19 protein-coding genes are annotated in these 23,387 nt (G+C 71.4%); 11 read left to right on the forward strand and 8 right to left on the reverse strand.

What is annotated here, in order from left to right:
* Positions 1-631: 631 nt before the first annotated feature.
* The 7 genes from WMF14_RS38910 to WMF14_RS38940 all read left to right on the forward strand — a co-directional run bounded on the left by WMF14_RS38910 (position 632) and on the right by WMF14_RS38940 (position 11,929).
* Positions 632-3,349, forward strand: a complete 2,718-nt coding sequence (locus WMF14_RS38910; RefSeq protein ID WP_437794767.1) for a protein kinase domain-containing protein — start codon at positions 632-634, stop codon at positions 3,347-3,349.
* Between the two features lie 4 nt (positions 3,350-3,353).
* Complete coding sequence (locus tag WMF14_RS38915) at positions 3,354-3,929, forward strand: GNAT family N-acetyltransferase (protein ID WP_272102875.1); 576 nt, start codon at positions 3,354-3,356, stop codon at positions 3,927-3,929.
* Positions 3,930-4,022: 93 nt separating this feature from the next.
* Complete coding sequence (locus tag WMF14_RS38920) at positions 4,023-5,582, forward strand: sensor histidine kinase (RefSeq protein ID WP_437794770.1); 1,560 nt, start codon at positions 4,023-4,025, stop codon at positions 5,580-5,582.
* Positions 5,579-7,498 carry a sensor histidine kinase gene (locus tag WMF14_RS38925; protein ID WP_272102873.1) on the forward strand — a complete coding sequence of 640 codons (1,920 nt, stop codon included), beginning with the start codon at positions 5,579-5,581 and terminating at the stop codon, positions 7,496-7,498. The genes WMF14_RS38920 and WMF14_RS38925 overlap by 4 nt, the downstream gene beginning before the upstream one ends.
* Before the next feature lie 83 nt (positions 7,499-7,581).
* Complete coding sequence (gene ruvB, locus WMF14_RS38930) at positions 7,582-8,604, forward strand: Holliday junction branch migration DNA helicase RuvB (protein ID WP_272102872.1); 1,023 nt, start codon at positions 7,582-7,584, stop codon at positions 8,602-8,604.
* Between the two features lie 107 nt (positions 8,605-8,711).
* Positions 8,712-10,733 (forward strand): PAS domain S-box protein, encoded by a 2,022-nt coding sequence (locus WMF14_RS38935; RefSeq protein WP_272102871.1) that lies wholly within the window; start codon positions 8,712-8,714, stop codon positions 10,731-10,733.
* Positions 10,730-11,929, forward strand: a complete 1,200-nt coding sequence (locus WMF14_RS38940; protein WP_437794774.1) for a sensor histidine kinase — start codon at positions 10,730-10,732, stop codon at positions 11,927-11,929. The genes WMF14_RS38935 and WMF14_RS38940 overlap by 4 nt, the downstream gene beginning before the upstream one ends.
* Positions 11,930-11,950: 21 nt before the next feature.
* Here WMF14_RS38940 and WMF14_RS38945 read toward each other — a convergent pair whose 3' ends face one another.
* The 7 genes from WMF14_RS38945 to WMF14_RS38975 all read right to left on the reverse strand — a co-directional run bounded on the left by WMF14_RS38945 (position 11,951) and on the right by WMF14_RS38975 (position 16,427).
* The gene (locus WMF14_RS38945) at positions 11,951-12,469 is read right to left on the reverse strand and encodes a hypothetical protein (protein ID WP_272102869.1); all 519 of its coding nucleotides are present in this window, start codon (positions 12,467-12,469) and stop codon (positions 11,951-11,953) included.
* Complete coding sequence (locus WMF14_RS38950; protein ID WP_437794776.1) at positions 12,469-13,194, reverse strand: anti-sigma factor family protein; 726 nt, start codon at positions 13,192-13,194, stop codon at positions 12,469-12,471. The genes WMF14_RS38945 and WMF14_RS38950 overlap by 1 nt, the downstream gene beginning before the upstream one ends.
* Positions 13,191-13,991, reverse strand: a complete 801-nt coding sequence (locus WMF14_RS38955) for a sigma-70 family RNA polymerase sigma factor (RefSeq protein WP_437794778.1) — start codon at positions 13,989-13,991, stop codon at positions 13,191-13,193. The genes WMF14_RS38950 and WMF14_RS38955 overlap by 4 nt, the downstream gene beginning before the upstream one ends.
* Positions 13,992-14,104: 113 nt before the next feature.
* The gene (locus tag WMF14_RS38960) at positions 14,105-15,256 is read right to left on the reverse strand and encodes a S1C family serine protease (RefSeq protein ID WP_437794780.1); all 1,152 of its coding nucleotides are present in this window, start codon (positions 15,254-15,256) and stop codon (positions 14,105-14,107) included.
* Positions 15,253-15,555 (reverse strand): DUF1844 domain-containing protein, encoded by a 303-nt coding sequence (locus tag WMF14_RS38965; RefSeq protein ID WP_437794782.1) that lies wholly within the window; start codon positions 15,553-15,555, stop codon positions 15,253-15,255. Before WMF14_RS38965 ends, WMF14_RS38960 begins: the two co-directional genes overlap by 4 nt.
* Positions 15,552-15,782, reverse strand: a complete 231-nt coding sequence (locus WMF14_RS38970) for a hypothetical protein (protein WP_272102864.1) — start codon at positions 15,780-15,782, stop codon at positions 15,552-15,554. The genes WMF14_RS38965 and WMF14_RS38970 overlap by 4 nt, the downstream gene beginning before the upstream one ends.
* A 42-nt stretch (positions 15,783-15,824) precedes the next feature.
* A complete protein-coding gene (locus WMF14_RS38975) occupies positions 15,825-16,427 on the reverse strand; it encodes an FKBP-type peptidyl-prolyl cis-trans isomerase (protein ID WP_437794784.1) in 603 nt (200 codons plus the stop codon).
* A gap of 316 nt (positions 16,428-16,743) precedes the next feature.
* Here WMF14_RS38975 and WMF14_RS38980 point away from each other — a divergent pair, with 316 nt between their 5' ends.
* From WMF14_RS38980 to WMF14_RS38995, 4 genes are read left to right on the forward strand one after another with little or no spacing between them, the layout of a single operon-like run.
* Positions 16,744-17,964: an efflux RND transporter periplasmic adaptor subunit gene (locus WMF14_RS38980; protein WP_437794786.1), complete on the forward strand. Its 1,221-nt coding sequence runs from the start codon at positions 16,744-16,746 to the stop codon at positions 17,962-17,964.
* Between the two features lie 6 nt (positions 17,965-17,970).
* The gene (locus tag WMF14_RS38985) at positions 17,971-18,768 is read left to right on the forward strand and encodes an ABC transporter ATP-binding protein (protein WP_437794789.1); all 798 of its coding nucleotides are present in this window, start codon (positions 17,971-17,973) and stop codon (positions 18,766-18,768) included.
* Positions 18,765-19,985: an ABC transporter permease gene (locus WMF14_RS38990; RefSeq protein WP_437794791.1), complete on the forward strand. Its 1,221-nt coding sequence runs from the start codon at positions 18,765-18,767 to the stop codon at positions 19,983-19,985. Before WMF14_RS38985 ends, WMF14_RS38990 begins: the two co-directional genes overlap by 4 nt.
* Positions 19,982-21,214 (forward strand): ABC transporter permease, encoded by a 1,233-nt coding sequence (locus WMF14_RS38995; protein ID WP_437794794.1) that lies wholly within the window; start codon positions 19,982-19,984, stop codon positions 21,212-21,214. The genes WMF14_RS38990 and WMF14_RS38995 overlap by 4 nt, the downstream gene beginning before the upstream one ends.
* A gap of 84 nt (positions 21,215-21,298) precedes the next feature.
* Here the strand turns inward: WMF14_RS38995 and WMF14_RS39000 are convergent, their stop codons facing one another.
* Entirely contained in the window at positions 21,299-23,338 is a 2,040-nt protein-coding gene (locus tag WMF14_RS39000; protein ID WP_437794796.1) for a S1 RNA-binding domain-containing protein, read from the reverse strand.
* Positions 23,339-23,387: the final 49 nt, after the last annotated feature.

The following is a 23,387-nucleotide window of genomic DNA, read 5'->3' on the forward strand; positions in this document are numbered from 1 at the left end:
ACCCGGGCGCTCACCCGAAAGGCCCCGCCGGAGCAGAGCTGGTAAAGGGGGGACACCTCCGCCGGCGGCCTCCCATCGATGTGCCGGGCGCCGCCCGGCTTCCGATCCGTGACGGGGGCGGCCCGGTCCACCGAGCCTTGCCCGACACTGTCAACGACTCAGGGACCCATCCAGCGGAGCCGGATCGGCGCCCCTTCACCCCGGACGCTGGCGCGCGACCGAAGGTCCAGGCTGGTGTACCCAAGCTCATGTTTCCGGAATGTTTCGCGCATCCTGCGAGCGTGAGAAAAGTGCATCGGACGTCAGAAAATCGGAGCCCGCTTACTTTTTTCACAGCTCCACCTGCGCACGGCAGAGCTCGCTTGCGCGGCGGCGGCGCCGGGGGTGAGAACCCGCTTACGCACCGTGGCGCCGGAGGTGGGCCCCGCTTTGTTCCAGGGCCAGTCCGGATGGCCAGCCCGGCGTGAAATCCGCTTTCACGGTGCCGCCCTGCAAGCGCTGAGCTCGCTCGCGCGGCGCCCGGGAGGGGATCGGCCCCTCCCTGACGGGTCAGGCTGCGCTCGCCATTGTTCTTATGACGCGGCTCGAATAGGCTGCGCTGGCGAATCCAGTCGCGGGACAGCCCTGCCTGATGGCTTTGCCGAACAAAGCGAAGATCCCGGTAGGCACGGTCCTCGCCGGAAAATACCGCATCACACGCGAGATCGGGCGCGGCGGCATGGCTGCCGTGTACGAGGCCGAGCACATCGACATCGGCAAACGCGTGGCGATCAAGGTGCTCGCCCAGGAGCTGACGACCTCAGCCGTCGTGGTCGAGCGCTTCCTCCGAGAGGCCCGGGCCGCCGCGTCGATCCGCAGCCCCTTCATCTGCGACGTCTACGACTCCGGCAAGCTCGAGGACGGGCGGCCCTTCCTGGTGCTCGAGCTGCTCGAAGGCGAGTCGCTGTACGAGCGGATGACCGTCATCAGGTACCTCGACCCCGAGACCACCGTGACGGTGGTCTCTCAGGTGTGTCGAGGCCTCACCAAGGCGCACGCCGCCTCCATCGTCCACCGCGACCTCAAGCCGGAGAACATCTTCCTCACGAAGGATGAGGAGGGCCGGCTCTGCGCGAAGATCCTCGATTTCGGCCTCGCGAAGTTCTACGCGCCGGTCGACGGAGGCGACGCGCAGGCGCGCCTCACCCGCGAGGGCGCGGTCTTCGGAACACCGGCTTACATGAGCCCGGAGCAGGTGCGCGGCCAGGGAGCGGTCGACCACCGCGCGGATCTCTGGGCGCTCGGCTGCATCACCTACGAGTGCCTCACAGGCCGCACCGTCTGGCAGACCGAGCAGGGCGTCGCGATGACGTTCGCGCAGATCGCCAACGCGCCCCTGCCGCAGCCCGCGGCGCTCCGCCCCGACCTCCCGGCGAGCTTCACCACGTGGTTCGAGAAGGCGCTCGACCGCTCGATCGATCGCCGGTTCCAGACCGCGAAGGAGTTCGCCGACGAGCTGTCGGTCGCGCTCGGCGTCGCGCAGCCGCCGCGCGGCGCGGAGCCGTCGCAGGCGGGGCTCGTCATGCCGGGCGGCGAGGCGCCGGCCGACCTGTCGTTCGACCCGCCGGGGGTCGTCCGTGTGACCCCCAACGAATCGCGGCGGACCGTCCCGTCGGGTCCGGCGGAGCGCGGGGGAGATCCGTTCGCCGGGCTGGACAGCTCGGGCGCGCCCGGCGCCGCGATCGCCGGGCGCGTGAGCCAGGGCGCGGGGCAGCAGATCACCTTCTCCGGGGGCTCGGGCGAGACCTCGGTCCCCGATCCGCTGGCGCACGCATCGCCGCCGAAGCGAGGCGGCGCCGGGCGCGCGCTCGTCGTGTTCGGCGTGCTCGCGCTCGTCGCGGGCGGCGCCTACGCGGGTTACCGCCAGTTCCTCAAGCCGACGTCCCTGCCGCCCGTCTCGTCGACCACCGCGGCGCCGTCGGCCACCAGCGCCCCCTCGGCCTCCGCCGGGGCCAACGTGCCGGCGCGCGCCGACGCCCACGCCGAGCCGCCCGGCCTGGCGTGGCCGCCGCTCGTCGCGCAGGCGCAGGAGGCGGTCGCCGCCGGCGATCTCAAGGCGGCGCTCAGGCTGCTGAAGGACGCACAGGACAAGGGCAACCACCCTGTGCCGCGGACGCTGAGCGAGAACGTGCAGATCGCCCTGAAGGACGCGAGCGGCAAGGCGCCATGCGCGCTCACCGGCCTCGCGAGGCCGCGCACGCACGATCTGGTGCGCGAGGGCGGCCGCGCCGTCGGAGCCAGCCGGCCTTCGATCGCGCTCGGCCCGCGCGGCGCGGTGGTCACCTGGACGGACTCGCACGAGGGCACCGAGCACGCCTACACGACGACGCTGGACGGCGCGATGCGGCCGTCGTCGCCGGCGCTCGACGTGACGCCCGAGGGCCGCGCCATCGGGCGCCCCGAGCTGACCTCCGCAGGCGATCGGCTGGTGCTCACGTACTGGGACGGCAAGGGACCGGAGGCCGGCGTGCACGTGCGCTGGCTCGACGCCAACGGGCGGATCGACGGCCCCGCCGTGATGGTCGCGCCCTTCCCTCGCGGAGGGAACTCGTGGCCCTCGCTCGCGCGCGCCGCCGAGGGGTTCCTGATCGCGTGGTCGGACGACGGCGACAACGCCTCCGAGGACCTCTTCATGCGCCGCCTCTCGCCGAACCTCGATCCGGCGGGCGACATCATCCGGCTGACGGACGTCACCCCGACGGGCCCCTCGAAGCCGCGCGTCCGCTTCCCCTCGGTGGCGGTGACGAACGACGTGATGCACCTCGCCTTCCGCTTCGATCGCGAGCCGACGCGGGTCATCCAGTACATGCGCCTCCCGCTCGCGAACGCCAGCAAGGGCCTCCCGCCGGCCAGCCCCGGCAAGCGCGCCGACCGCGCGCTCGGCGACCTGTCGCTCGTGAACAGCGATCGGGTCCGGAGCGACAGCCCCTCGCTCGCGTGCGGCGCGAGCGGCTGCTTCGTCGTCTGGCACGGCGAGGCCCCGCTCGGGGGCGCGTCGGCCGCCTACATCGATCCGGCCAAGGGCCAGCCGATCTGGCGCAAGCGGTTCTCGAAGTCGGGCGCGCGCCCGTCGATCGCGATCGCGCCGAGCGGGCAGGCGCAGCTCGTCTGGTTGGAGGGGGGCCGCCTGCTCACCGCGTCGATCAACCGCGACGGCGTCGGCGCGCCCACGAAATTCGCCCGCGTCAGCGGCGATCAGCCGGCGCCTTCGATCAGCCCCGGCGCGAAGCCCGGAGAGTGGTATGTCGCCTGGCTTGACTACGAGGCGGGTCATCTCGAGCCCTACGCCGCCCGCATCCAGTGCCGGTGACCCCATGCTCATCCTCCCACCTCGAAGCGAGGTTCGCGCCCGTCCCATCGAGACAGAGCGGCTGATCCTCGTGCCGATCGACCCGTCCGACGGGCCCGAGCTCTGGCTCGCCGTCAACGGCTCGCGCACCTACCTCCAGCGCTGGTTGCCCTGGGTGCAGTTCCACACGGATCCGGCCGCGAGCGTGCGCTTCGCCGAGGCGTGCGCCGCCGACTGGGATCACGGCAGGGCGCTGCGCTTCGTGATCCGCGAGCGCGCGCACCGCTCGCTCGCCGGGGTGGTCGGGCTCGAGGCGTGCGTCCACCTGCACCGCTCCTGCGAGCTCGGCTACTGGCTCCGCAAGGAGGCGACCGGGCGCGGGCTCATGACCGAGGCCGCGAGGGCCGCGCTCGGGTTTGCGTTCGGCCACATGGGCGCGCACCGCGTTCGGGTTGCGGCCGCGACGGACAACCATCCGTCCCTCGCTGTCATCGGCCGGCTCGGCTTCCGCTTCGAGGGCATCGCCCGGCAGGCCGAGTGGTGCGACGGCCGCTGGCTCGACCACTCCGTCTTCGCGCTCCTGGCGACCGATCCCAGGTGAAGCCCGCTCACGAGGGCGCTCGCTCGCTAGTTCCCTCCGCGCGCCCGAGGTAGCCCGTGCGCCGCCCGAAGCGCGCTAGCATCCTGACCCGCCGTGGCCCGCCGTCGTCGCCTTATCCGCTGGCCCCGCGGCACGACGCCGCTCGTGCCGCTCGCGCCCGCGATCGTGATCGTCGTGGGGATCGCCACGGCGGTGGCGATCGCGCTGATCGGCATCGGCCAGCTCGCGAAGATGAGCGATCAGGCCGCGAGCCTGCGCGCCGAGGTGCTGGCCGCGACGCTCTCGGCGCGGCTCCGCGGGACCATCGAGGGGGAGCGGACGGCGTTCCTGAGAGAGGCGGCGCGGCGGGCTGGGTCGGAGATCCTGCTCGTCGATCAGGGCGGCCACGTGCTGATCAACGAGAGCTTCAGCGCGCCTGCCAGGGCCGGCATCGTCCAGATGCTCACCCTGGGTAAGGGCGAGACGACGACCTCGCTCGGCCGCGTCCGGTTCGCGGCGCGCCCGCTGCACCCGCCGCTCTCTCACCTCTCGGTGCTCACCTTCGTCTCGGCGCCGAGCCCGCCGCCCGACTCGATCGCGCTCGGCAACGCCGTCGCGGCGCTCACGGTGCTGCTGCTCGGCGTGGCCGTCGCGGTCGCGCTCTCGTTCACCAAGTCGGCGCGCGACGATGTCGACTACCTGCGCGAGCGCATCACGGCGATGGCGCGCGGACAGGTCCAGAGCGCGCTGCCCACGGACGTGATCCAGGCCGAGCCCGTGCCGATCAGGTCGCTCGACCAGGTCGGCCTCCTGACGGCGGCCTTCAACCTCCTGATCACCCGCTTCGCCGCGGCGGAGCGCACCTACCGGGCGGACCTCCAGCAGGCCTCCGCGATGGACCGCGAGCGCTCGGCGTTCCTCGCGGGGCTGAGCCACGAGCTGCGCACGCCGCTCAACGCCATCCTCGGGTTCGCGCACGTCCTGGAGAGCGAGGTCGACGGGCCGCTCAGCCAGGACGCGCGCGAGGCGCTGTCGGTCATCCGGCAGAGCGGCGAGCACCTGCGCACGCTCATCGACGACATCCTCGACCTCTCGGCGCTCGAGACGGGCAAGCTCCAGCTCTCCCGCCGCGCCGTCAACCTCCGCGCCCTCGTCGACCAGGTGATGCGGGAGGCGTCCGCGGCGGCGCGCGACAAGCCTCTCCAGCTGCGCGTCACCGGGGACCACGCCCTCGTCGCGCACGCCGATCCGCGGAGGGTGCGGCAGATCCTGACGAACCTCGTCTCGAACGCCGTCAAGTTCACGGCGCGCGGCTCGGTGACGGTCAGCATCACGGGGCGCGGCCGCTACGCGGCGATCGTCGTCCAGGACACCGGCCCCGGCATCCCGCCGGAGGAGACGTCGGCGGTCTTCGAGGAGTACCGGCAGACCGGCGACGTGCGCTCGCGCCGGGCCGGGACGGGGCTCGGGCTCTCGATCGCGCGGCGCCTCGTGCTGATGCACGGCGGGACGATCCAGCTGGAGAGCGAGCTCGGGCGGGGCTCGACCTTCACGATCACCCTGCCGATGTGGATCGTGCAGCAGCCCCTGTTCGCGCCGACCCCGCCCACGCCCGACGCGGCGCCGCCGGGGAACGACCCCGGCGCCGGCGGCCCCCAGGGGAGGATCGCATGACCGAGGAGCGCATGAGGGACGACGCGATCCACTTCGCGAGGCGCGTGCTCGTCCGCCAGGCGCTGGTCGGCGTCGCCGCGTTCGGGGCGATCGCGGCGCTCGCGCCGAAGCTGCTCATCCTGGAGCAGCGCGTCGCCGCCAGCGTGCTCTCGGTCGGCGCCAAGATCGCGCTCGCCGCGATCTGCGCGACCACGCTGCTGACGCTGCTCCGGCTGCGCACCCACCAGAACCTGCTGCGCTCGCTCGTGATCGGCTCGCGCGACGTCGATCACGAGGAGCTCGAGCGGTTCGCCGGGCTCCCGACCTCGCTGGCGCTGCGCTTCGTGCTGGCGAGCTCGACGATCTCGAGCCTCATGATGATCCCCGGGATCAGGCCGGAGAAGCTCGACGACGGCCGCGCGGTCAGCCTGCTCATCCTCGCGATCACGATCCTCAGCGCGTCCGCGATCCCCCACTACGTGCTGACGCGCGCCGCGGCGTTCAGCCTCTTCGAGATCAGCCCGGCCGAGGCGATCGGGGCCTTGCTCGAGACCGCCGAGCTCTACCAGACGCCGCGCCGACGGGTCACCTCGAAGCTGCTCCTGGCCGTCGCCACGCCGGTGCTGCTCGTCGGCGTCGGGGCGGTGCTCATCGCGAACGCGCACCTCCAGACGTTCATCGAGCGCAGCCGGCGCTCGACCGCGGGGCTCATCGCGCGCACGGCGCTCGACCCGTCGCTCGGGGCCATCGACGCGGCCGGCCGCAACGACGTCGTGTCCTCTGCGGCGGAGTTCGGGTTCCTCGCGCGCCTGGAGCACGACTGCGTGGGCGCGGAGCCCTCCTTCGGCCGCGAAGCCGACGGGCAGATCGCCGTGATCACGCCGCTCGACTACGGCTGCGTCAACACCCGGTTCTCCGCCGACCTCGAGCCCTCGGCCGCGATCTGGGGCGCGCTCGTCGCGCTGCTCGCGGTGCTGGTCGCCGGCGCGCTCGGCAACCTGTTCGGCCGCGTCCTCGCTGCCGATCTCGTGCACGCCACGAAGCAGGTGCGCTTGCTCGGCACGGACAGCGTGCTCCGTGGCGCCACCCAGATCGCGCGCCCCGCCCGGTTCGCCGTCGTCGCCCGGCTCGGGCACGCCATCGAGGACCTCGCCGAGCGCTTCCGCGTCTTCGCCGCGGCGCAGGAGCGCGCGCTCGAGGCCCGCGAGGCGGCGCAGCGCATGCGCGGCCTCCTGTTCGCGAGCGTGAGCCACGACCTCAAGAGCCCGCTGAACGCCATCCTCGGGTTCGCCGAGCTCGTGGGCCAGGAGGATCTGACCCCCGCGCAGCGCGAGAGCCTGGAGCTCATCGCGACGCGCGGCCGGGAGCTCCTCGGCCTCATCGAGTCGATCCTCGACGCCGCCCGCGTCGAGGCCGGGCAGCTCACGCTCGAGCCCCAGCCGACGTCCGTCGGCTGGCTCATCGCGGGCGCGCTCCGCAAGGCGCGCGAGCTCGCGAGCGACGCCGGCGGCGAGGTCGTCATCGAGGTCGGCGACACGTTGCCGCTGATCCCCGTCGATCAAGCGTACGCGACGCGCGCGATCGCGGTCATCGTCGCGCACGCGCTCCGGACCGGCGCGGCCGACCCGTCGGCGCGCCTCGTGCGCCTCACGGCGACGATGGCCGGCGAGTTCAACAACGAGGTCCGCATCGACATCGAGTACGGCAGCCGCGACGTGCCGCCGGACGAGCTCGAGGCCCTGTTCAGCCGGCAGACCACGGCGCGCGGGCGCGGCCTGACGCTGGGCCTGAGCCACGCGCGATCGGTGATCGAGCTCCATGGCGGCTCTCTCGAGGTGGACGGCGCCCCCGACGGCCGGCCGCTCTGCCGCGCTCGTCTGCCGCGCATCCCGCCCCCACGCCGCCCCCGCCTGTCCTCTGTCCCTGCGCTCGGCTGACCTCGCCCAGCGCCCCGCGGCGACCCGCGCCGCCGCCGCGCGGATCGCTTCCCTTCGCTGCTTGCACGCGGTACGCCCGTGGCATGCCTGAACGGGCGCTCTCTCCTGCCGAGACAGGCGACGATGATCGCTTCGACCGCCTCTTCCGGCCTGCCTCGCTCGCCGAGTACGTCGGCCAGGCCAAGCACACGGAGAACCTCAAGGTCTTCGTCGAGGCCGCGCGCCGGCGGCGCGAGCCGCTGGACCACATGCTGTTCTGTGGCCCGCCCGGCCTGGGCAAGACCACGCTCGCCCACATCATCGCCCGCGAGATGGGCGTCGCCCTCCACGTCACGAGCGGGCCGGCGATCGAGCACAAGGGCGCGCTGGCCGGCCTGCTGACGAAGCTGGAGCGCAACGACGTGCTGTTCATCGACGAGATCCACCGGCTCACGCCGGCGGTCGAGGAGAGCCTCTACCCCGCGATCGAGTCGTTCAACATCGACATCATGACCGGTGACGGCCCGTACGCGACGACGATCCAGCTCGCGCTGAAGCCCTTCACGCTCGTGGGCGCGACGACCCGCACCGGGCTGCTCACCGCGCCGCTCCTGTCGCGCTTCGGCCACGTCGTCCGCCTCGACTTCTACCCCGTCGAGGAGCTCGAGCGCATCGTACAGCGCAGCGCCGGTCTGCTCGATGTGCCGATCGACGCCGGCGGAGCGCGCGAGATCGCGGCGCGCGCGCGGGGGACGCCGCGCGTCGCCAACCGCCTCCTGCGCCGCGTCCGCGACTTCGCCGAGGTGCTGGGCGACGGCGCGATCACGATGGAGATCGCGCGGAAGACCGCGGAGCGGCTCGAGATCGACGCGGCCGGCCTCGACGAGATGGATCGCCGGCTGCTGCGCGTCATCGTCGATCACTACGACGGCGGCCCTGTGGGCATCGACACCCTGGCCGCGGCGCTCAGTGAGCCACGCGACACGATCGAGGACGTGTACGAGCCGTTCCTGCTCCAGCAGGGCTTCGTCGGCCGCACGCCGCGCGGAAGGGTCGCGACCCGCCGCGCCTACGAGCACCTGGGCATCGCGGCTCCAGCGGCGAAGCAGGGGGATCTCTTCTCCTGATCCCAGCGCCGCGCGGGCCGCGCAATGCGTTGCGCAACGCCGCGCAACGCCGCGCCGATGCCCGGAATTCTCTCATCGCTCCAGCCTGGAGTCGCTAAGCTTGGCGTGTGCCTCGCCGTGATCCTGTGCTCGTCGTGGACGACGACGCCGTCAGCCGGCAGATGCTGCTGCACGCGCTGGCCGACGCGGGCATCGAGGCCGTCGCGGTCACCTCGGGCGCGGACGCGCTCGCCTGGCTCAAGGCGAGCGTGCCCGCGCTCGTGCTGCTCGACCTCGTGATGCCGCCCCCTGACGGCTACGTGGTCCTCAGCGCCGTGCGGGACGCCCCTCGGACGCAGGACGTCCCCGTCGTCGTGCTGACCGCGCTCGACGCGGACGAGGAGGTCGCCCGCGCCTTCGAGCTCGGCGCGGACGATTTCATCCGCAAGCCGTTCCGCCCCGCCGAGCTGATCGCGCGCATCCGTGGGCAGCTCCGGATCCGGGACTACGTCGACGCGCTCGCGCGCAAAGAGCACGACGCGAAGGTGGTCCTCGAGCTCACGCAGGCGCTCTCCTCGACGCTCGACTTCCGGAACATCCTCTTCACCGTCGTGCGGCGCATCGCCGAGGTGGCGCGCGTCGACCGCTGCAGCATCGTCCTCGTGCGCGACGCGGGCGACGTCGGCTACGTGGTCGCCGCGAGCGACGACAAGGAGCTGCGGGATCTGCCGATCGATCTCGGCAAGTACCCGGAGATCCAGCGCGTCATGCGCACGGGTGACGTGCTCGTGATCGACGACGCGAAGGCGCACCCGCTGTTCGACATCGTGCGCGCGGAGCTCCCGGAGAACGCGTTCCGCTCGCTGGCGCTCCTGCCGATCCTGTTCGAGGACAAGCCGCTCGGCGTGCTCTTCTTGCGCGGCCGGCAGCCGGTGGCCCCCCACGCGCACGAGCTCTCGCTGGCCCGCACGGTCGCGAGCGCCACCGCGATCGCCCTGCGCAACGCGCGCATCCTGCAGTCGCTCCGCGATCAGACGCAGCAGAGCACCTTCGCCCGGTTCGAGGCGGAGCGCCGGCTGAAGGCGCTCCAGCGCTACGCCGACTTCTTCTACTCGACGGCCGACGGCATCGTCGTCGTCGATCCTGACGGCCACATCCTCTTCTCCAACCCGCGCGCGCAGGCGATCACCGGGCGCACGGCGGAGGACCTCGAGCGCGCGAACCTGGCCGATCTCGTCGACGCGCGCGAGCACCCTCTCCTCGAGGAGATCCGGGCCGGCTTCGCCAAGGGATCGTTCCCGCACATGGTGGACTTCACCGTGCGGCGGGGCGAGCACGAGCGGCTCATCCTGAGCTTCAGCTTCAGCAGCGTCCTTCGCGAGGAGAGCGGCGCCGTCCTGGTCAGCTTCCGCGACGTCACCACGGAGCGCGCCACCGAGGCGGAGCTCACCAAGACCAAGGAGTTCCTGGAGCGCGTCATCGACAGCTCGGTCGACGCGATCGTCTCGGCCGACATGGAGGGCGTCGTCCTGCTCTTCAACCGCGCCGCCGAGCGGATCTACGGGTATGACGCGAAGGAGGTCGTCGGCGTGATGAACGCCCGCGCGCTCTACCCCGACCACAACGCCGAGCACATCATGAGGCTCATCCACGCGAAGGAGCACGGCGGTCCCGGCCGGCTCGAGGGCTACCGGACCGAGGTCCTGGCCAGGGACGGCTCGCGGATCCCGGTGCACCTCTCCGCGGCGCTGATCTTCGAGAACGGCGTCCCGGTCGGCTCCGTCGGCATCTTCACGGACCTGCGGGAGCGGATGCGGATGGAGGCCCGCCTCACCGAGGCGCAGGAGGAGCTCCGCGCTCGCGAGAAGCAGGCCATCATCGCCGAGCTCGCGGGCGCGGCCGCGCACGAGCTGAACCAGCCGCTCACCAGCGTGCTCGGCTACGCCGAGCTGATCTGCCGTCGGATCGACGACGCGTCCCCCATCAAGGGGGCCGCAGCCACGATCCGCAGCGAAGCCGAGCGGATGGCGGAGATCGTCCGCAAGATCGGCAAGATCACCCGCTATGAGACGAAATCCTATGTCGGCGCCGCGAAGATCATCGATCTCGACCGGTCGAGCGGCGACGACCCGAACAGGGTGATCGGGTGAGCGGAAAGACCGCGGAGCGCCTGGGGGAGCAGCCATTGTCCGACGCTCCCGTCACGCTCCGGAAGCCGCTCACCCGGGACATCCCGCTCGAGTGGGTGGACAGCCTGCTGATCGCGTCGAGCGAGCTGGATCCGTCGGCCTCCATCGAGCAGCGCGCCTCGACGCTGCTCGGCGCGGCCGCGAAGGTGCTCACGGCCTGCGGGCTCGGCGTCTACATCCCCGGCGCGACGGGAGCGCAGGTGGCCGTCCGGGTCTCGCCGCGCGCTCGCCGCGACGACGTCCGCGATCCGGCGCGGCTCCTCCCGGAGTTCGCCTTCGAGCGCGTCGTGGCCATCGAGCCCGGAGGTCGCTCGACGATGCACATCGCGGCCGACGACGCCGCGTACCTCGACAGCGCGCCGGTAGAGGCGCTGGTCGATCGGCTCGTGCTCACCCTGGGCGCGTCGCTCCGCGAGGCGCGCGCGCACGAGTCGCTGCGCGCTCAGGTCATGCAGGCCGAGAAGCTGGCCTCGCTCGGGAAGATGGCCGCAGGCGTCGTGCACGAGCTCAACAACCCGCTCACCTCGATCCTCGCCTACTCCGAGTACCTGCGCCGCAAGGGCGAGCGCGGCGGCTTCGACCCCTCGGACATCGAGCGGCTCGCGAGGATCAACGACGCGGCGGATCGCATCCGCCGGTTCTCGCGCGACCTGATCGCCTACGCGCGGCCGTCCACGGAGAAGCCGGGCGCCGTCTCGCTCCACGACATCATCGAGCGCGCGCTCGTCTTCTGCGAGCACCTCCTCGACCAGACGGGCGTCACCGTCGAGAGATGCTTCGACGAGATCCCTCCGGTTTGCGGCGTCATCGACCCGCTGACGCAGGTGTTCGTGAACCTGTTCACGAACGCCGCGCACGCGATGCACGAGCGCGGCGGCTGCCTCGGCATCGCCACCGCGATGTCGGCGGAGGACGGCTACATCACGGTGACGATCCGCGACGACGGACACGGGATCGAGCCCGAGCACCTGCCGAGGATCTTCGACCCCTTCTTCACGACGAAGACCGATGGAACCGGCACCGGGCTAGGCCTGAGCATCGTAAGGAACATCGTTGCGTCGCACGGCGGCAGCATCCGCGCGGATGCGCGCGCCCCGCGCGGGACGGTCTTCTCTCTGGATCTGCCGATCGCGCTGCCGTCCTCGGCCCGCCGCTGAGCAGGGGCGAGCTCCCTCGGCTCAGGGCGCGACCTTGATGCCGATCACGAGCACGCCGCCCATGTGCTGCTGACCCGCCACGAAGAAGTTCTCGCCGGCCTTGGCGTTCACCTCGAGCAGCGGCAGGAACGTGGTGCCACCCGGCTTCTGGATGCTCGCGCTGACGACGAAGCGCCTCGGCTCGTCCTTCTTCTTCGCGGCCACCACGTCCTTCAGCGACACCATGAGGACGCTGCCGTTCGGCAGCTTCGTCGTGGTCGGCTTCCCCTTTTGCAGGCTGACCTTCAGCCGTTCGAGGAGCTTGTAGCTGTTGTACGCCGAGAACGGCGGCTTCCCGAGCTCGGGCATCTTGCCGATCTTCGGGTCGATGCCTTTCCCATCGTTCGTCGCGTGGAGGATCACGATCTCGGACGTGATCTCGGCGTCCGACGGCGCCGCTTGCGGGGGGGCCGGCGCCTGCTCTTGCGCGACGGCGGGGGAAGGGCTCACGCCGAGCGCCAGGACCATGGTCGCGGTGATCGCACTCGCAAGAAATCTCATCACTGTCCTCCCGGACCGTCATCGGAGAGCCAGACCACCGTGGTCGTCGGGCCTGAAGCCACGGCCTCCTGCGGGACGTAAAAGATGGTGCCCATGCGTGCCCCGAAGTCGACCGCGGCGATCTCGACGCCGGGCTCGACGTCCCCCTCCAAGCTCGGCGCGGCGTCCGGCTCCTTCGTCGGCGCCGCGAGCAACGCGGAGGGCGCCTCGGGCGGCGGGGCGAGCAACGCGGAGGGCGCCGATGTCGTCAGCTCCGCGGTGGGTGCCTCCACGCCCATCTTGCCCCACACCATCAAGGCGGCGGCCGCCGCCACGGCGAGCGCCGTCAGCGCGAAGATCCCGCGCGAGTTGTCGTTCGCCGGCGCTCCCTGGAGCCTCGCCCGAGCGCGGGCCGGCTGGCCCGACGGCGACGCCGCGAGCGGCGGCGCGACGGCGCCTCCGTCCACCCGCGCGGCGCCCCCCTGCCCTTCGAGGATCTTCGCCATCACCCCGTCGGCGATGCCGTCGGCCGCGCTGGAGGCCAGCGCGCTCTCCTGGACCATGTCGGCCGCGGTGACGAGCGCTGCGACCTTCGCTCGGCAGCGCGGGTCGTGGAGCACGTACTCCTCCACCTGTTGGTGGCGAGCCTCATCGAGCTCACCGTCGACATAGAGCATCAGCTCCAGGTCCGTCGGCGGGGCGCTCGCTTCCCCGTGATTCGCCTTGCTGCTGTTGGCGGTGCTCACGCGATCTCCTCCGGGTCCTCTGCTGGGGCCTTGCCCTCTTCCTCCGCGTAACAGTCAGCGAGGGCGCGCTGAAGCTTCTGACGGGCGTGGAACAGGCGGCTCATGATCGTCCCCTTCGAGACCCCCATGGCCTGAGCCATTTCCTCGTACGACATGCCCTCCACCTCCCGCATCAGGATCACGCCTCGGTGGTAGGGCGGCAGCGCGTCGAGCGCGGCCTGGATGCGCCCGGCGATCTCCCGGCGCCGGACGACGTTGAGGGGGTCCGCGCCGTCGATCCGAGCGACGAGCGGGAAATCGGACTGCTCGTCCGCCGCCTGGTTCTCCTGGAGCTCGAGGTCGCGGCGTCCCGGCTTCCGCATGAGGTCGATCGCCAGGTTCGTGACGATCCTGTAGAGCCAGGTGAAGAACGAGGAGCCCCCCTGAAAGGAGCCGAGGCCCTTGTAGACCCGGAGGAAGGCGTCCTGCACCAGCTCGCGCGCGTCGTTCTCGTCGCGGACGAGCCCCATCGCGATCGCGAACGCCCTGCGCTGGTGCCGTTCGACGAGCGAGCGGAAAGCCGCCTGGTCCCCCTTCTGCGCCCGCTCGATGAGCTCACGATCTTCCTCCGCTTCCCGCCGCCGCGCCTCGCGATTGGACGCACGGGAGGAAGCGCTATTCAGGCGCGAGTGGAGCTGCTTCGTTTCGGGGTGGTCGCCCTCCGCGGACAGGTCGTCGCCTTCCGCATCGCCCTCGCCGGGATCACCGGGAGGCGCGACCGGCTCGAGCTCGTCCGGGTGAGAAGGTGCAATGGCCACGGGGTCAGCTTACCTGAGGAGGCTGGGGGACGAGGAAGGTCGCGGAGCAGGCGGCCACGCACGGCGCGCGGCAGCCGGCGGACGTGCCGGGCGGCAGACAGCGGACGTCCGGCTCACGGCTCATCGGGCTCGTCGCTGAGCTCGGGCAGCTCGCCCAGCGTGAGGCGGACATCGAAGACCCGCTCCAGCCGCGCGACGCGGAGCGTAACGACCTTGTTCACCCCGGCGATGCTCGCCATCCACCGGAGCTCGTTCGGATCGGAAATCGTCTTTCCCTCGAAGCCGATGATCACGTCGTCCGGCGCGATGCCAGCCCGGTCCGCGGGTCCGCCCGCCACCACGGTCTTCACCCACGCCCCCTTTCGATCGGGGCGCTTGAGCCGCCCCGCCTCGATCGAGTTGAGGACGTCGACGATCACCCCGACCTGGCTCCGCCGGATCTTGCCGTCACGCAGCAGCATCGGGAGCAGCTGCCGGACCATGTTGATCGGGATCGCAAACCCGATGTTGTTCGCGTTGGCGCGCACGGCCGCGTTGATGCCGACCACCTCGCCCTTGAGGCTCAGGAGCGGGCCGCCGGAGTTGCCGGGGTTGATGCTCGCGTCCGTCTGGAGGAAGTTGAAGTAGCCGCTCGGATCGAGCCCCTTCACGTCGTCCCGGGTGCGGCCCTTGGCGGAGAGGATGCCCGCCGAGACCGTGTGGGAGAGGCCGAAGGGGTTGCCGATCGCGACCACCCAGTCGCCGACCTCGATGGTGTCCGAGTCGCCCAGGGGGAGCGACGGGAGCCCCTTTTCCTCGACCTTCAGCACGGCGACGTCCGTGTGTTTGTCGCGGCCGATGACGGTCGCCTTGATGTCACGGCCGTCGACGAAGCTCACGAGGATGTCGGTCGCGCCCTCGATGACGTGGTTGTTCGTCAGCAGGAAGCCCTCTGGATCATAGACGAAGGCGGTGCCGAGCCCCTCGGCGACCGTGCGGCGGCGGCCGCCCGGTTGCTGCTGCCGCTCGACGCGCGCCTTGACCGTCGCGACCGCGGGATCGGCCCTGCGCGCGAGCGGCGCGAAGGAGCCGGGCATGCCCTCGGAGCGGACGATCGGAGGAGGAGGCGGCGCCGACGGAGGCGGCGGCGCGGTCGCCACCGGCACGGCGCCCGAGGGGACGGTGGAGCTGCTTGCGCTGGAAGAGTGGCCAGGAGAGGCCTTGCTGCACGAGGCGACCAGCCAGGCGAGGAGGACCCACGAGAGAGCCCTGGCGCCAACGGTCACGATCGTTTCGAGACCTCGAGGTAGCGCATCCGCAGATCGTAGAGCGCCTGCTCGAGCAGCCTTTCCTCGTCGCCCGAGAGGTTCCCCTTCGTCTTCTCCTGGAGGAGCGACAGCAGATCGATGTCCTGATGCGCGAGGACCAGGTTCTGCTCTTCCCTGCCGTCAGGGCTGGGCGCGTCGCCGAGGTGCACGTACGCGGAGCCGATGATCGACAGCACGAAGGTCGAGAAGTCGAGCGTCGGCAGCTCCGGGGGGCTCCCGAACGGCGGAAGCTCTTCCCGATTCCTCGCGTCGCTCACTCTGCCCCGTCGTCGTCGAGATCGGGCTCGACCCGCGACCCCTGCGCCGACGCGCCGAGCGCCGGCTGATCGACGGCGATCCCCTCGGCTTGCTCCTCCAGGTCCTGCAAGCCCGCGAGGTGCGCCTCGATGGTCCCGGCGCTGAGCGTCCCGCTCGCCAGCAGGCGCTCGCGCACCCGGCGATCGAGCTGCAGCTCCGTCAGCTTGCCCTTCTCACCTACGGTCATGATGTGTGATCTCCTCGGACAACCCGCCAGTTGGCGGCGGGCTTATGACGACTTCTTCGAGAGCGTCACGAGCACCCCATCCCCGTGCTCGTGATGGTGGCCGTGATCGTGGTCGTGGTCGTGGTCGTGATCGCAGCAGCCCTCGCCCTCGGACTCATCGATGCGCTCCTCCAGCTCGGCCTGAGCCTGCGCGATCTCCTCCTCGCTGGCGGCGCGCACGTCCTTGACCTGAACCTGGAAGCGCACCTTCTGGCCTGCCAGGGGGTGATTCGTGTCCACCCGGAAGCCTTCGGGGAGGATCTCGATGACCCGGAGCGCGATCGGTGAGCCGTCCGGGCCCTGGGCGACGAACTCGTCGCCCACCTCGACAGCGCCGCCATCGGGGAAATCCGCCTTGTCGACCTCGAAGACGCCAGCGTCATCGCGCTCGCCGAACGCATCCTCCGCCTCGACGGTGATCTCGCGCTGCTCGCCCGCCCGCAGCCCTTCCAGGGCACGCTCCAGCCCGGGCACGATCTGGGCATAGCCGTGCGTGTAAACGAGCGGCTCCGCGGTCGATGCCTCATCCACGGTCTCGCCGTTTTCGTTGAAGAGGACGTAGGACAGCGTGACGACCGTATCCGTTGCGATGGGCAGCGACTCCATGGGGCGGCGGTTGGTCTGCCACGGCGGTTCCGCGGTTTCAAGCGAGGCGCGCTTGCGCGGCAGCGTGCTATGAGGACGTCCGATGGCCGACTCCATGGCTCGGGCGACCGGTCGCGACCCCCTCGACGCGTCGCCCCCTGCTGAGCAGGCCGCCACGGAAACCGAGCGTCTCCGTCCCGGAGACGCGCCGCCGGGCGAGATGCGACCGGCCTCGGCCGCGCCGGTTCCCCCCGGCGGCGCGGCAGCCCGGGGCCGCCGCGAGGGCGGACCGCAGCCTCGACGCGGGGGAGAGAGCCTGGAGCAGGAGCTCTCCCGGGTGGGCACGAAGCGCTGGCTCGCTCGGCTCGGCGTCCTCGCGACAATCGCAGCGCTCGTCGCGGGGATCGTTGTCTGGAGGATCCGGACGAGGCCCCCGCCGCCGCCGCGCTACGTCACGGGCGACATCACCACGGGCGACGTGCTCGAAGTGGTCCAGTCGACGGGGCAGGTCAAGCCGCTCACCGAGGTGCAGATCGGCGCCCAGGTCTCGGGGCGAATCACCAAGGTCTACGTCGACTTCAACAGCATCGTGAAGGCCGGCGACGTGCTGGCCGAGATCGATCCGACGCTCTTCGGGGCGCAGATCGACTCGAACCAGGCGCAGATCGCGGCGGCGAACGCGAGCGTCGTGCGCTCGGAGGCCTCGCTGGGGACCGCCAGGCAGCGGCTCGATCGCGCGAGGAAGATGGTCGCGGAGGGGGTGGGCTCGCAGGCGGATCTGGACACCGCGCAGGGCGCCTATGACGTCGCGCTCGCCGACGTCGCGGCCTCCAAGGCGCAGGTGGCGCAGCTCAGGGCGGTGCTCCGCTCCTCCACGACGAACCTCCAGTACACGCGCATCTTCTCGCCCATCGACGGGGTCGTCATCAGCCGCGCGATCGACCCCGGGCAGACCGTGGCGGCGAGCTTCCAGGCGCCGACCCTCTTCGTGATCGCCCAGGATCTCCGCAAGATGCGCGTGCTCGCCGACATCGACGAGGCGGACGTCGGGCGGCTCCGCGAGGGCATGGCGGCGGACGTGAGCGTCGATGCGTTCCCGGGCGAGACGTTCCGAGGGACGGTGAGCCAGGTGCGCTACAGCCCGTTGAGCCAGTCCGGCGTCGTGACCTACGCGGCGGTCGTCGAGGTTGACAACCCCGACGTCAAGCTCCGGCCGGGGATGACGGCGACGGTGAGCGTCCGGTCCGCCGAGGCCAGGGGGGTGCGCCGGCTGCCGAACGCGGCGCTCCGGTTCAAGCCGGCCCCGGCGCGGGACAAGGACGGCAAGGAGATCAAGGCGCCGCCCCTCGATCCGCTCCCGCCGAAGAAGGGCCGGATCTACGTGCTGACCGACGCGACGCCGGGGGCGGAGAAGATCGAGCCGCGCGTCGTCGACGTGGGGATCACCGACGGCATCTTCACCGCGCTGGCGTCCGATCTCGGGCCGCTCAAGGTCGTCACCGACGAGAACGACGATCCGTCAGCGAGCGGCAAGGGGCGCGGCCCTCGGCTGTTCTGAGGCGTGATGCTGCCCCAGAGCCAAGACGTCGCCGCGGCGCCCCGGGACGAGCCGCTCATCGAGCTCTCGAGCGTCGGCAAGGACTACACGACCGAGGCCGTCATCGTGAGGGCGCTTCGGCACGTGGATCTGACCATCCAGCACGGCGATTTCGTCGCGATCGTCGGGCAGAGCGGCTCGGGCAAGAGCACCCTGATGAACATCATCGGCTGTCTGGACCGGCCGACGCAGGGCACGTACCGGCTCGACGGCCTCGACGTCACCCGGCGCAGCAACGACGCGCGCGCGATCGTCAGGAACCGCCTTATCGGGTTCGTCTTCCAGGGCTTCAACCTGCTGCCGCGCACCACGGCGCTCGAGAACGTGGAGCTGCCGCTGGTCTATCGGGGCGTCGGCGCGGCGGAGCGGCGCAAGCGGGCGCTCGAGGCGCTCGGCGCGGTGGGGCTGGCCGAGCGCCTGCACCACACGCCGAACCAGCTCTCGGGCGGACAGCAGCAGCGCGTCGCCATCGCTCGGGCGCTCGTCACCTCACCGCCGCTGCTCCTCGCCGACGAGCCCACGGGCAACCTCGACACGCGCACGAGCTACGAGGTGCTCGGGCTGCTGCAGCGGCTCAACCGGGGCGGGATCACGATCGTCCTCGTGACGCACGAGCCGGACATCGCCGCCTGCGCGAGCCGCGTGATCACGATGCGCGACGGCGAGATTCGCAGCGATCTCAGGGACGACCGCCCCGTCGACGCGGCGGCGGCGCTTGCCGCGCTGCCGCTCTCCGAGGCGGAGCGCGACGAGCGCTCGCCATGAGCGGCTACCTCGCCGCCGTCCGGATCGCGCTGCGCGCCATCGTCCGCTCGAAGCTCCGCGCCGCCCTGACGGTGCTCGGCATCCTGATCGGGGTCTCGGCCGTGGTGATCGTCGTGGCGCTCGGGACGGGCGTGCGTAACCGCGTCCTTGGCGAGATCTCGGGCATGGGGGCGAGCTCGATCTACATCTTCCCGCAGTCGACGCAGGCGTCGGGGCTGAGGCGCCGCGAGAACGCGAGGATGTCGGAGGCCGACGGGATCGCGATCCTGAAGGAGTCCACGAGCGTGACCGCGCTGAGCCCGTTCAGCTCGACGTCGACGCAGGTCGTGGCCGGAGAGGCCAACGTCGCAACCCAGGTCATGGGCGTGACCCGGAGCTACCTCTCGATCCTCTCGTACAGCGTCGGGGTGGGCGAGGGCTGGACCGAGGCCGACGAGCAGCTCAAGGCGAAGGTCTGCCTGATCGGCGAGACCGTCCGGGAGAACCTGTTCGGCTCGGGCGAGGCGGTGGGGAGGTACATCCGGATCGGCAAGCACCCGTTCCGGGTGATCGGGGTGCTCGCGAAGAAGGGGCAATCGCCCTTCGGTGAGGACCAGGATGACCGGCTGCTCATGCCGATCGGCAGCTTCCGATCGCGGATCGTGCCGAGCGCGCCGGGCAGGGTGCAGATGCTCGTCGCCGCCGCCACGAGCGAGCGGACCGTCGATCGCGCGGTGGAGCAGATCGACAGGATCCTCCGGCAGCGTCACGAGATCGCGCCGGACGACGAGCCGAATTTCGTGATCCGCACGCAGGCGGAGTTCCGCGCCTCCCAGGAGCGGATCCTGGACACCTTGACGATGCTCCTGTCCTCGATCGCCGCGGTGTCGCTCCTCGTCGGCGGGATCGGCGTCATGAACATCATGCTGGTCAGCGTCACCGAGCGGACGCGCGAGATCGGCATCCGCATGGCGATCGGCGCCTCCGAGGGCGACATCCTGGTCCAGTTCCTCGTCGAGGCCATCACCCTCTCGCTCATCGGCGGCGTGCTGGGGCTCGGCGCGGGGCTCGGCGTCATCAAGGCCCTCGCCGCGACGCTCGGCTGGAGCATGACGCTGCCGGCCAGCGCGGTCGTCGTCGCGGTGGGGACGAGCGCGACGATCGGGATCGTCTTCGGGTTCTTCCCGGCCCGCCGCGCGGCCCGTCAGGATCCCATCGCCGCCCTGAGGCATGAATGAGCGCCACGCTCACCCGCGTCTTCTCGGCGGTCGTGATCGCGCTGCGCGCCGTCCGCCGGAACAAGCTCCGCGCCGGGCTCACGATCCTGGGGATCACGATCGGCGTCGCGGCCGTCGTCACCGTCACGGCGCTGGCGAGCGGCGCGCGCGCCAACGTCAACGCGCAGATCTCGAACCTCGGCTCCAACTCGCTCATCGTCTTCGCCCGCTCCGCCCGCGCATCAGGCGTCCGCAGCACCGCGGGCGCCAAGCTCTCGGAGCTCGATGGCCAAGCGCTCGCGCGCGAGTCGACGAGCATCCGGCTCGTGGCGCCGTTCCTCAGGTCGAGCGCCCAGGTCATCCACGAGGGCCAGAACGCGAGCCCGACGCTCGTCGGGACGCGCCTGAACTACTTCGAGATCCGGAGCTGGAAGGTCGCGCAGGGAGAGCCGTGGAGCCCCGCCTCGGAGAACCTCTCCGAGAAGGTCGTCGTGATCGGGGCCCAGACCGCGCGCGATCTGTTCGGATCGCTCGATCCGATCGGCCGGATGGTGCGGATCGGCCGCCAGATGTACCGCGTGCTCGGCGTGCTGGAGGAGAAGGGGGCGTCGCCCTTCGGGCAGAGCCAGGACGAGATCGTGCTGATGCCCATCACCACGATGCGGTCGCACGTCATCGCCACGCGGCCCGGGGAGGTTCACGCCATCTTGCTGAGCTCGACGTCGGCCGAGACGTCGGAGCGCGCCAGGCTGCAGGCCGAGGCGATCCTCCGCCAGCGGCACCACATCGGCGAGAATGACGAGGACGACTTCACCGTCCGCAGCCAGGCGGAGTTCCAGGCCATGCAGGACGCGATCTTCGCGGCGCTCTCGGCGCTGCTCGTCAGCATCGCGGCGGTGTCGCTCGTCGTGGGCGGCATCGGCGTCATGAACATCATGCTGGTCAGCGTCACCGAGCGCACCCGGGAGATCGGCATCCGGATGGCCATCGGCGCCCGGGAGATCGACATCCTGCTGCAGTTCCTGCTCGAGGCGCTCGTGCTCGCCACGCTGGGCGGCGTCGTCGGCAGCGCGCTCGGGTACGGCGTCATCTTCGGCTTCTCGCGCGCGTTCAGCTGGCCGATGAGGCTCGAGCCGACCGCGCTCGCGGTCGCGCTCGGGGTGAGCACGGCGATCGGGATCGTCTTCGGGTTCTTCCCGGCGCGGCGGGCCGCGCGCATGGATCCCGTGAACGCGCTAGGGCGCGAGTAGCGCGAAGCTCGCCGAACCGCGGCGGTGGCTGGTGGAGGATGGAGGCGGAGGCGCCGCTGCACGGGCAGCGTGCGCCTCCCGGGATCAGCTCTTCTTCATCAGGTCGGCGAACGTGCCGAACTTGGCCTCGCGCGCGACCCCCGCGCGGTACTGATGGTACGCCTGCTTCTCAGCGTCCTCCTTGAGGGCGCGGATCGACAGCTTGGCCTCGCCCCGGCGCGGATCCACCTCGATGACCTTCGCGTCGAGCTGAGTCCCGATGGGAAACTCCTTCCGGAGGTCGGTGCCGCGCTGCGTGCCGGTGTGGCCGGCCGGGATGAAGCCGCGAGCCGCTCGCCCCGTGGTGCCGAGCACCCGGACGACGAGCCCCCCTTCGGTCACCTGCGTGACGGACACCTTCACCGCCTTGCCCTGCTGAACGCGCTGGCGCGGCTCGCTCTCCTCGCCCTCGGGCGGAGCAGGGTGGAGCCCGATGCGCCGGCCCGCGGCGTCGCAGGTCGCGACGACGACGTCGACGTCGTCGCCGACCTTCACGACCTCGTTCGGGTGCTGGATCGGCTTCATCGAGAGGTCGGCCGTGTGGATGAGCCCATCGATGCCCGGCTCGAGCTCGATGAACGCTCCGAACGGCTGCAGGCGAGCGACCTTGCCCTTGTGGCGCGTGCCGACCGCGTACTTCTCCTTCACCGCGTCCCACGGATCGACGGTGGCGGCCTTGCGGCTCAGCCAGAGCTTGCCCTTGTCGTCGACGCGGAGGACCTTCACGTCGATCTCCGCGCCCGGCTTGAACAGGTCGGCCAGCTTGGCGCCGCGGTCGTGGCTCGCCTCGCTCATGTGGACCAGCCCCTCGACGCCGCCGGCGTCGGGGAGCGCGACGAACACGCCCCAGGCGACGACCTTGCGCACGATGCCCTTGTGCAGCGAGCCGGGCTCGATCGACGTGAGCGCCTCGGTGCGCGCCTTCCGGCTCTCCTCCTCGAGCATCTTGCGGCGGGACACGACGATGTCGCGCCCCTTCTTCGCGAACTGGGTCACGCCGAAGTCGAGCCGCTGGCCCACGAGGTAGTTGAGGTCCGCGCCGTGGCGCAGATCGACGTGCGACGCCGGCGCGAAGGCGCGGAGGCCGCCGAGGTCGACCTCGAGCCCGCCCTTCACCGCCCCGGTCACGAACCCCTCGATCGACTCGCCGCTCTGGAGCGCAGCCTCGGCGCGCGCGCGCGCCTGATCGAGCTGCACCGGCGCCCTCGACAGGAGGAGCATGCCTCCGCGCACGCCGGTGCTCGCCACCGTCGCGATGAACTGATCACCCTCGATGGGCGGCTCCTCATCGAGGATCTCGCGACGGTCGAACAGCCCCGTCGCCTTCCCGGCGATGTCGATCCAGATGGCATGGTCAGTGATCTTGCTGACCTTGCCGAACACTTCCTCGCCGATGCTGAAGGCCGGGCGCTCGCGCGGTGGCGGCGCGCCCTGCCCCTTGCGCCGCTTGCGCTTCTCGCCGCCAGGCTGCGGCTGCCCGCCCGCCTCGTCGGCCGCTTGCTCCTCCTCGCCCTCGTCTTCGGCCGCGTCGGCCGCGTCGGCCGCCTCAGCGCCGCTGGCCTCGGCCGCCTCAGCAGCCTCGGCCCCGGGCTGGCCGGCCTCTTCCGCGCCCTTGCGGCGACGGCGGCGGCGGCGCTTCTTTCCAGCGCCCCCCTCGGTCTGCGCGGCCGCACCGGCCTCTCCGGCCGGCGCGGGCTTCGCGGCCGGCGCGGGCTTCACAGCCGCCGGAGGGGTCCGCTTGCCAGGCGAGAACCCGGGCTTGCGGTTGCCGATATCGTCCCGCGGCAGGCCTGGAACGCGGTTGCCGATGTTGTCGCCCGGCTGCTCTTCCCACTCGTCGTCGTCAGCGCTCGCCGGGGCGGCGGTTGCCGCCGCGGCCGGTGTCGCCTCGGACTGGGTCGAGCTCGCCTGCGGCGACGCTTCTTCGCCGGGGTCGTGGCTCGCTTCGGTCGGCGGGGTGGACCCCGCTTCATGGGCTTGGGCTGCCTGCTCGGGCGCAGCGTTCGACGACTCGAGCGGGCCGCCCTGGTCGGCCGGAGCTCCCGGCGCGTCCGCCGGCGTGGTGGTATTTTCGTGGGTATTCATCCGCGCCTCGCGCGACAACGCATGCCGATGGGGGCGAAACGTGCTCGCG

The organism is Sorangium sp. So ce693 (genome assembly GCF_051521375.1).
GTDB lineage: Bacteria > Myxococcota_A > Polyangia > Polyangiales > Polyangiaceae > Sorangium > Sorangium atrum.

Excerpts from the sequence above, each read along its gene's own strand:
- WMF14_RS38985 (WP_437794789.1), top strand. The coding sequence starts at position 17,971 with ATGCTGCCCCAGAGCCAAGACGTCGCCGCGGCGCCCCGGGACGAGCCG.
- WMF14_RS38970 (WP_272102864.1), bottom strand. The coding sequence starts at position 15,782 with ATGACCGTAGGTGAGAAGGGCAAGCTGACGGAGCTGCAGCTCGATCGC.
- WMF14_RS38945 (WP_272102869.1), bottom strand. The coding sequence starts at position 12,469 with ATGAGATTTCTTGCGAGTGCGATCACCGCGACCATGGTCCTGGCGCTC.
- WMF14_RS38995 (WP_437794794.1), top strand. The coding sequence starts at position 19,982 with ATGAGCGCCACGCTCACCCGCGTCTTCTCGGCGGTCGTGATCGCGCTG.
- WMF14_RS39000 (WP_437794796.1), bottom strand. The coding sequence starts at position 23,338 with ATGAATACCCACGAAAATACCACCACGCCGGCGGACGCGCCGGGAGCT.
- WMF14_RS38925 (WP_272102873.1), top strand. The coding sequence starts at position 5,579 with ATGACCGAGGAGCGCATGAGGGACGACGCGATCCACTTCGCGAGGCGC.
- ruvB (WP_272102872.1), top strand. The coding sequence starts at position 7,582 with ATGCCTGAACGGGCGCTCTCTCCTGCCGAGACAGGCGACGATGATCGC.
- WMF14_RS38915 (WP_272102875.1), top strand. The coding sequence starts at position 3,354 with ATGCTCATCCTCCCACCTCGAAGCGAGGTTCGCGCCCGTCCCATCGAG.
- WMF14_RS38975 (WP_437794784.1), bottom strand. The coding sequence starts at position 16,427 with ATGGAGTCGCTGCCCATCGCAACGGATACGGTCGTCACGCTGTCCTAC.
- WMF14_RS38990 (WP_437794791.1), top strand. The coding sequence starts at position 18,765 with ATGAGCGGCTACCTCGCCGCCGTCCGGATCGCGCTGCGCGCCATCGTC.
- WMF14_RS38910 (WP_437794767.1), top strand. The coding sequence starts at position 632 with ATGGCTTTGCCGAACAAAGCGAAGATCCCGGTAGGCACGGTCCTCGCC.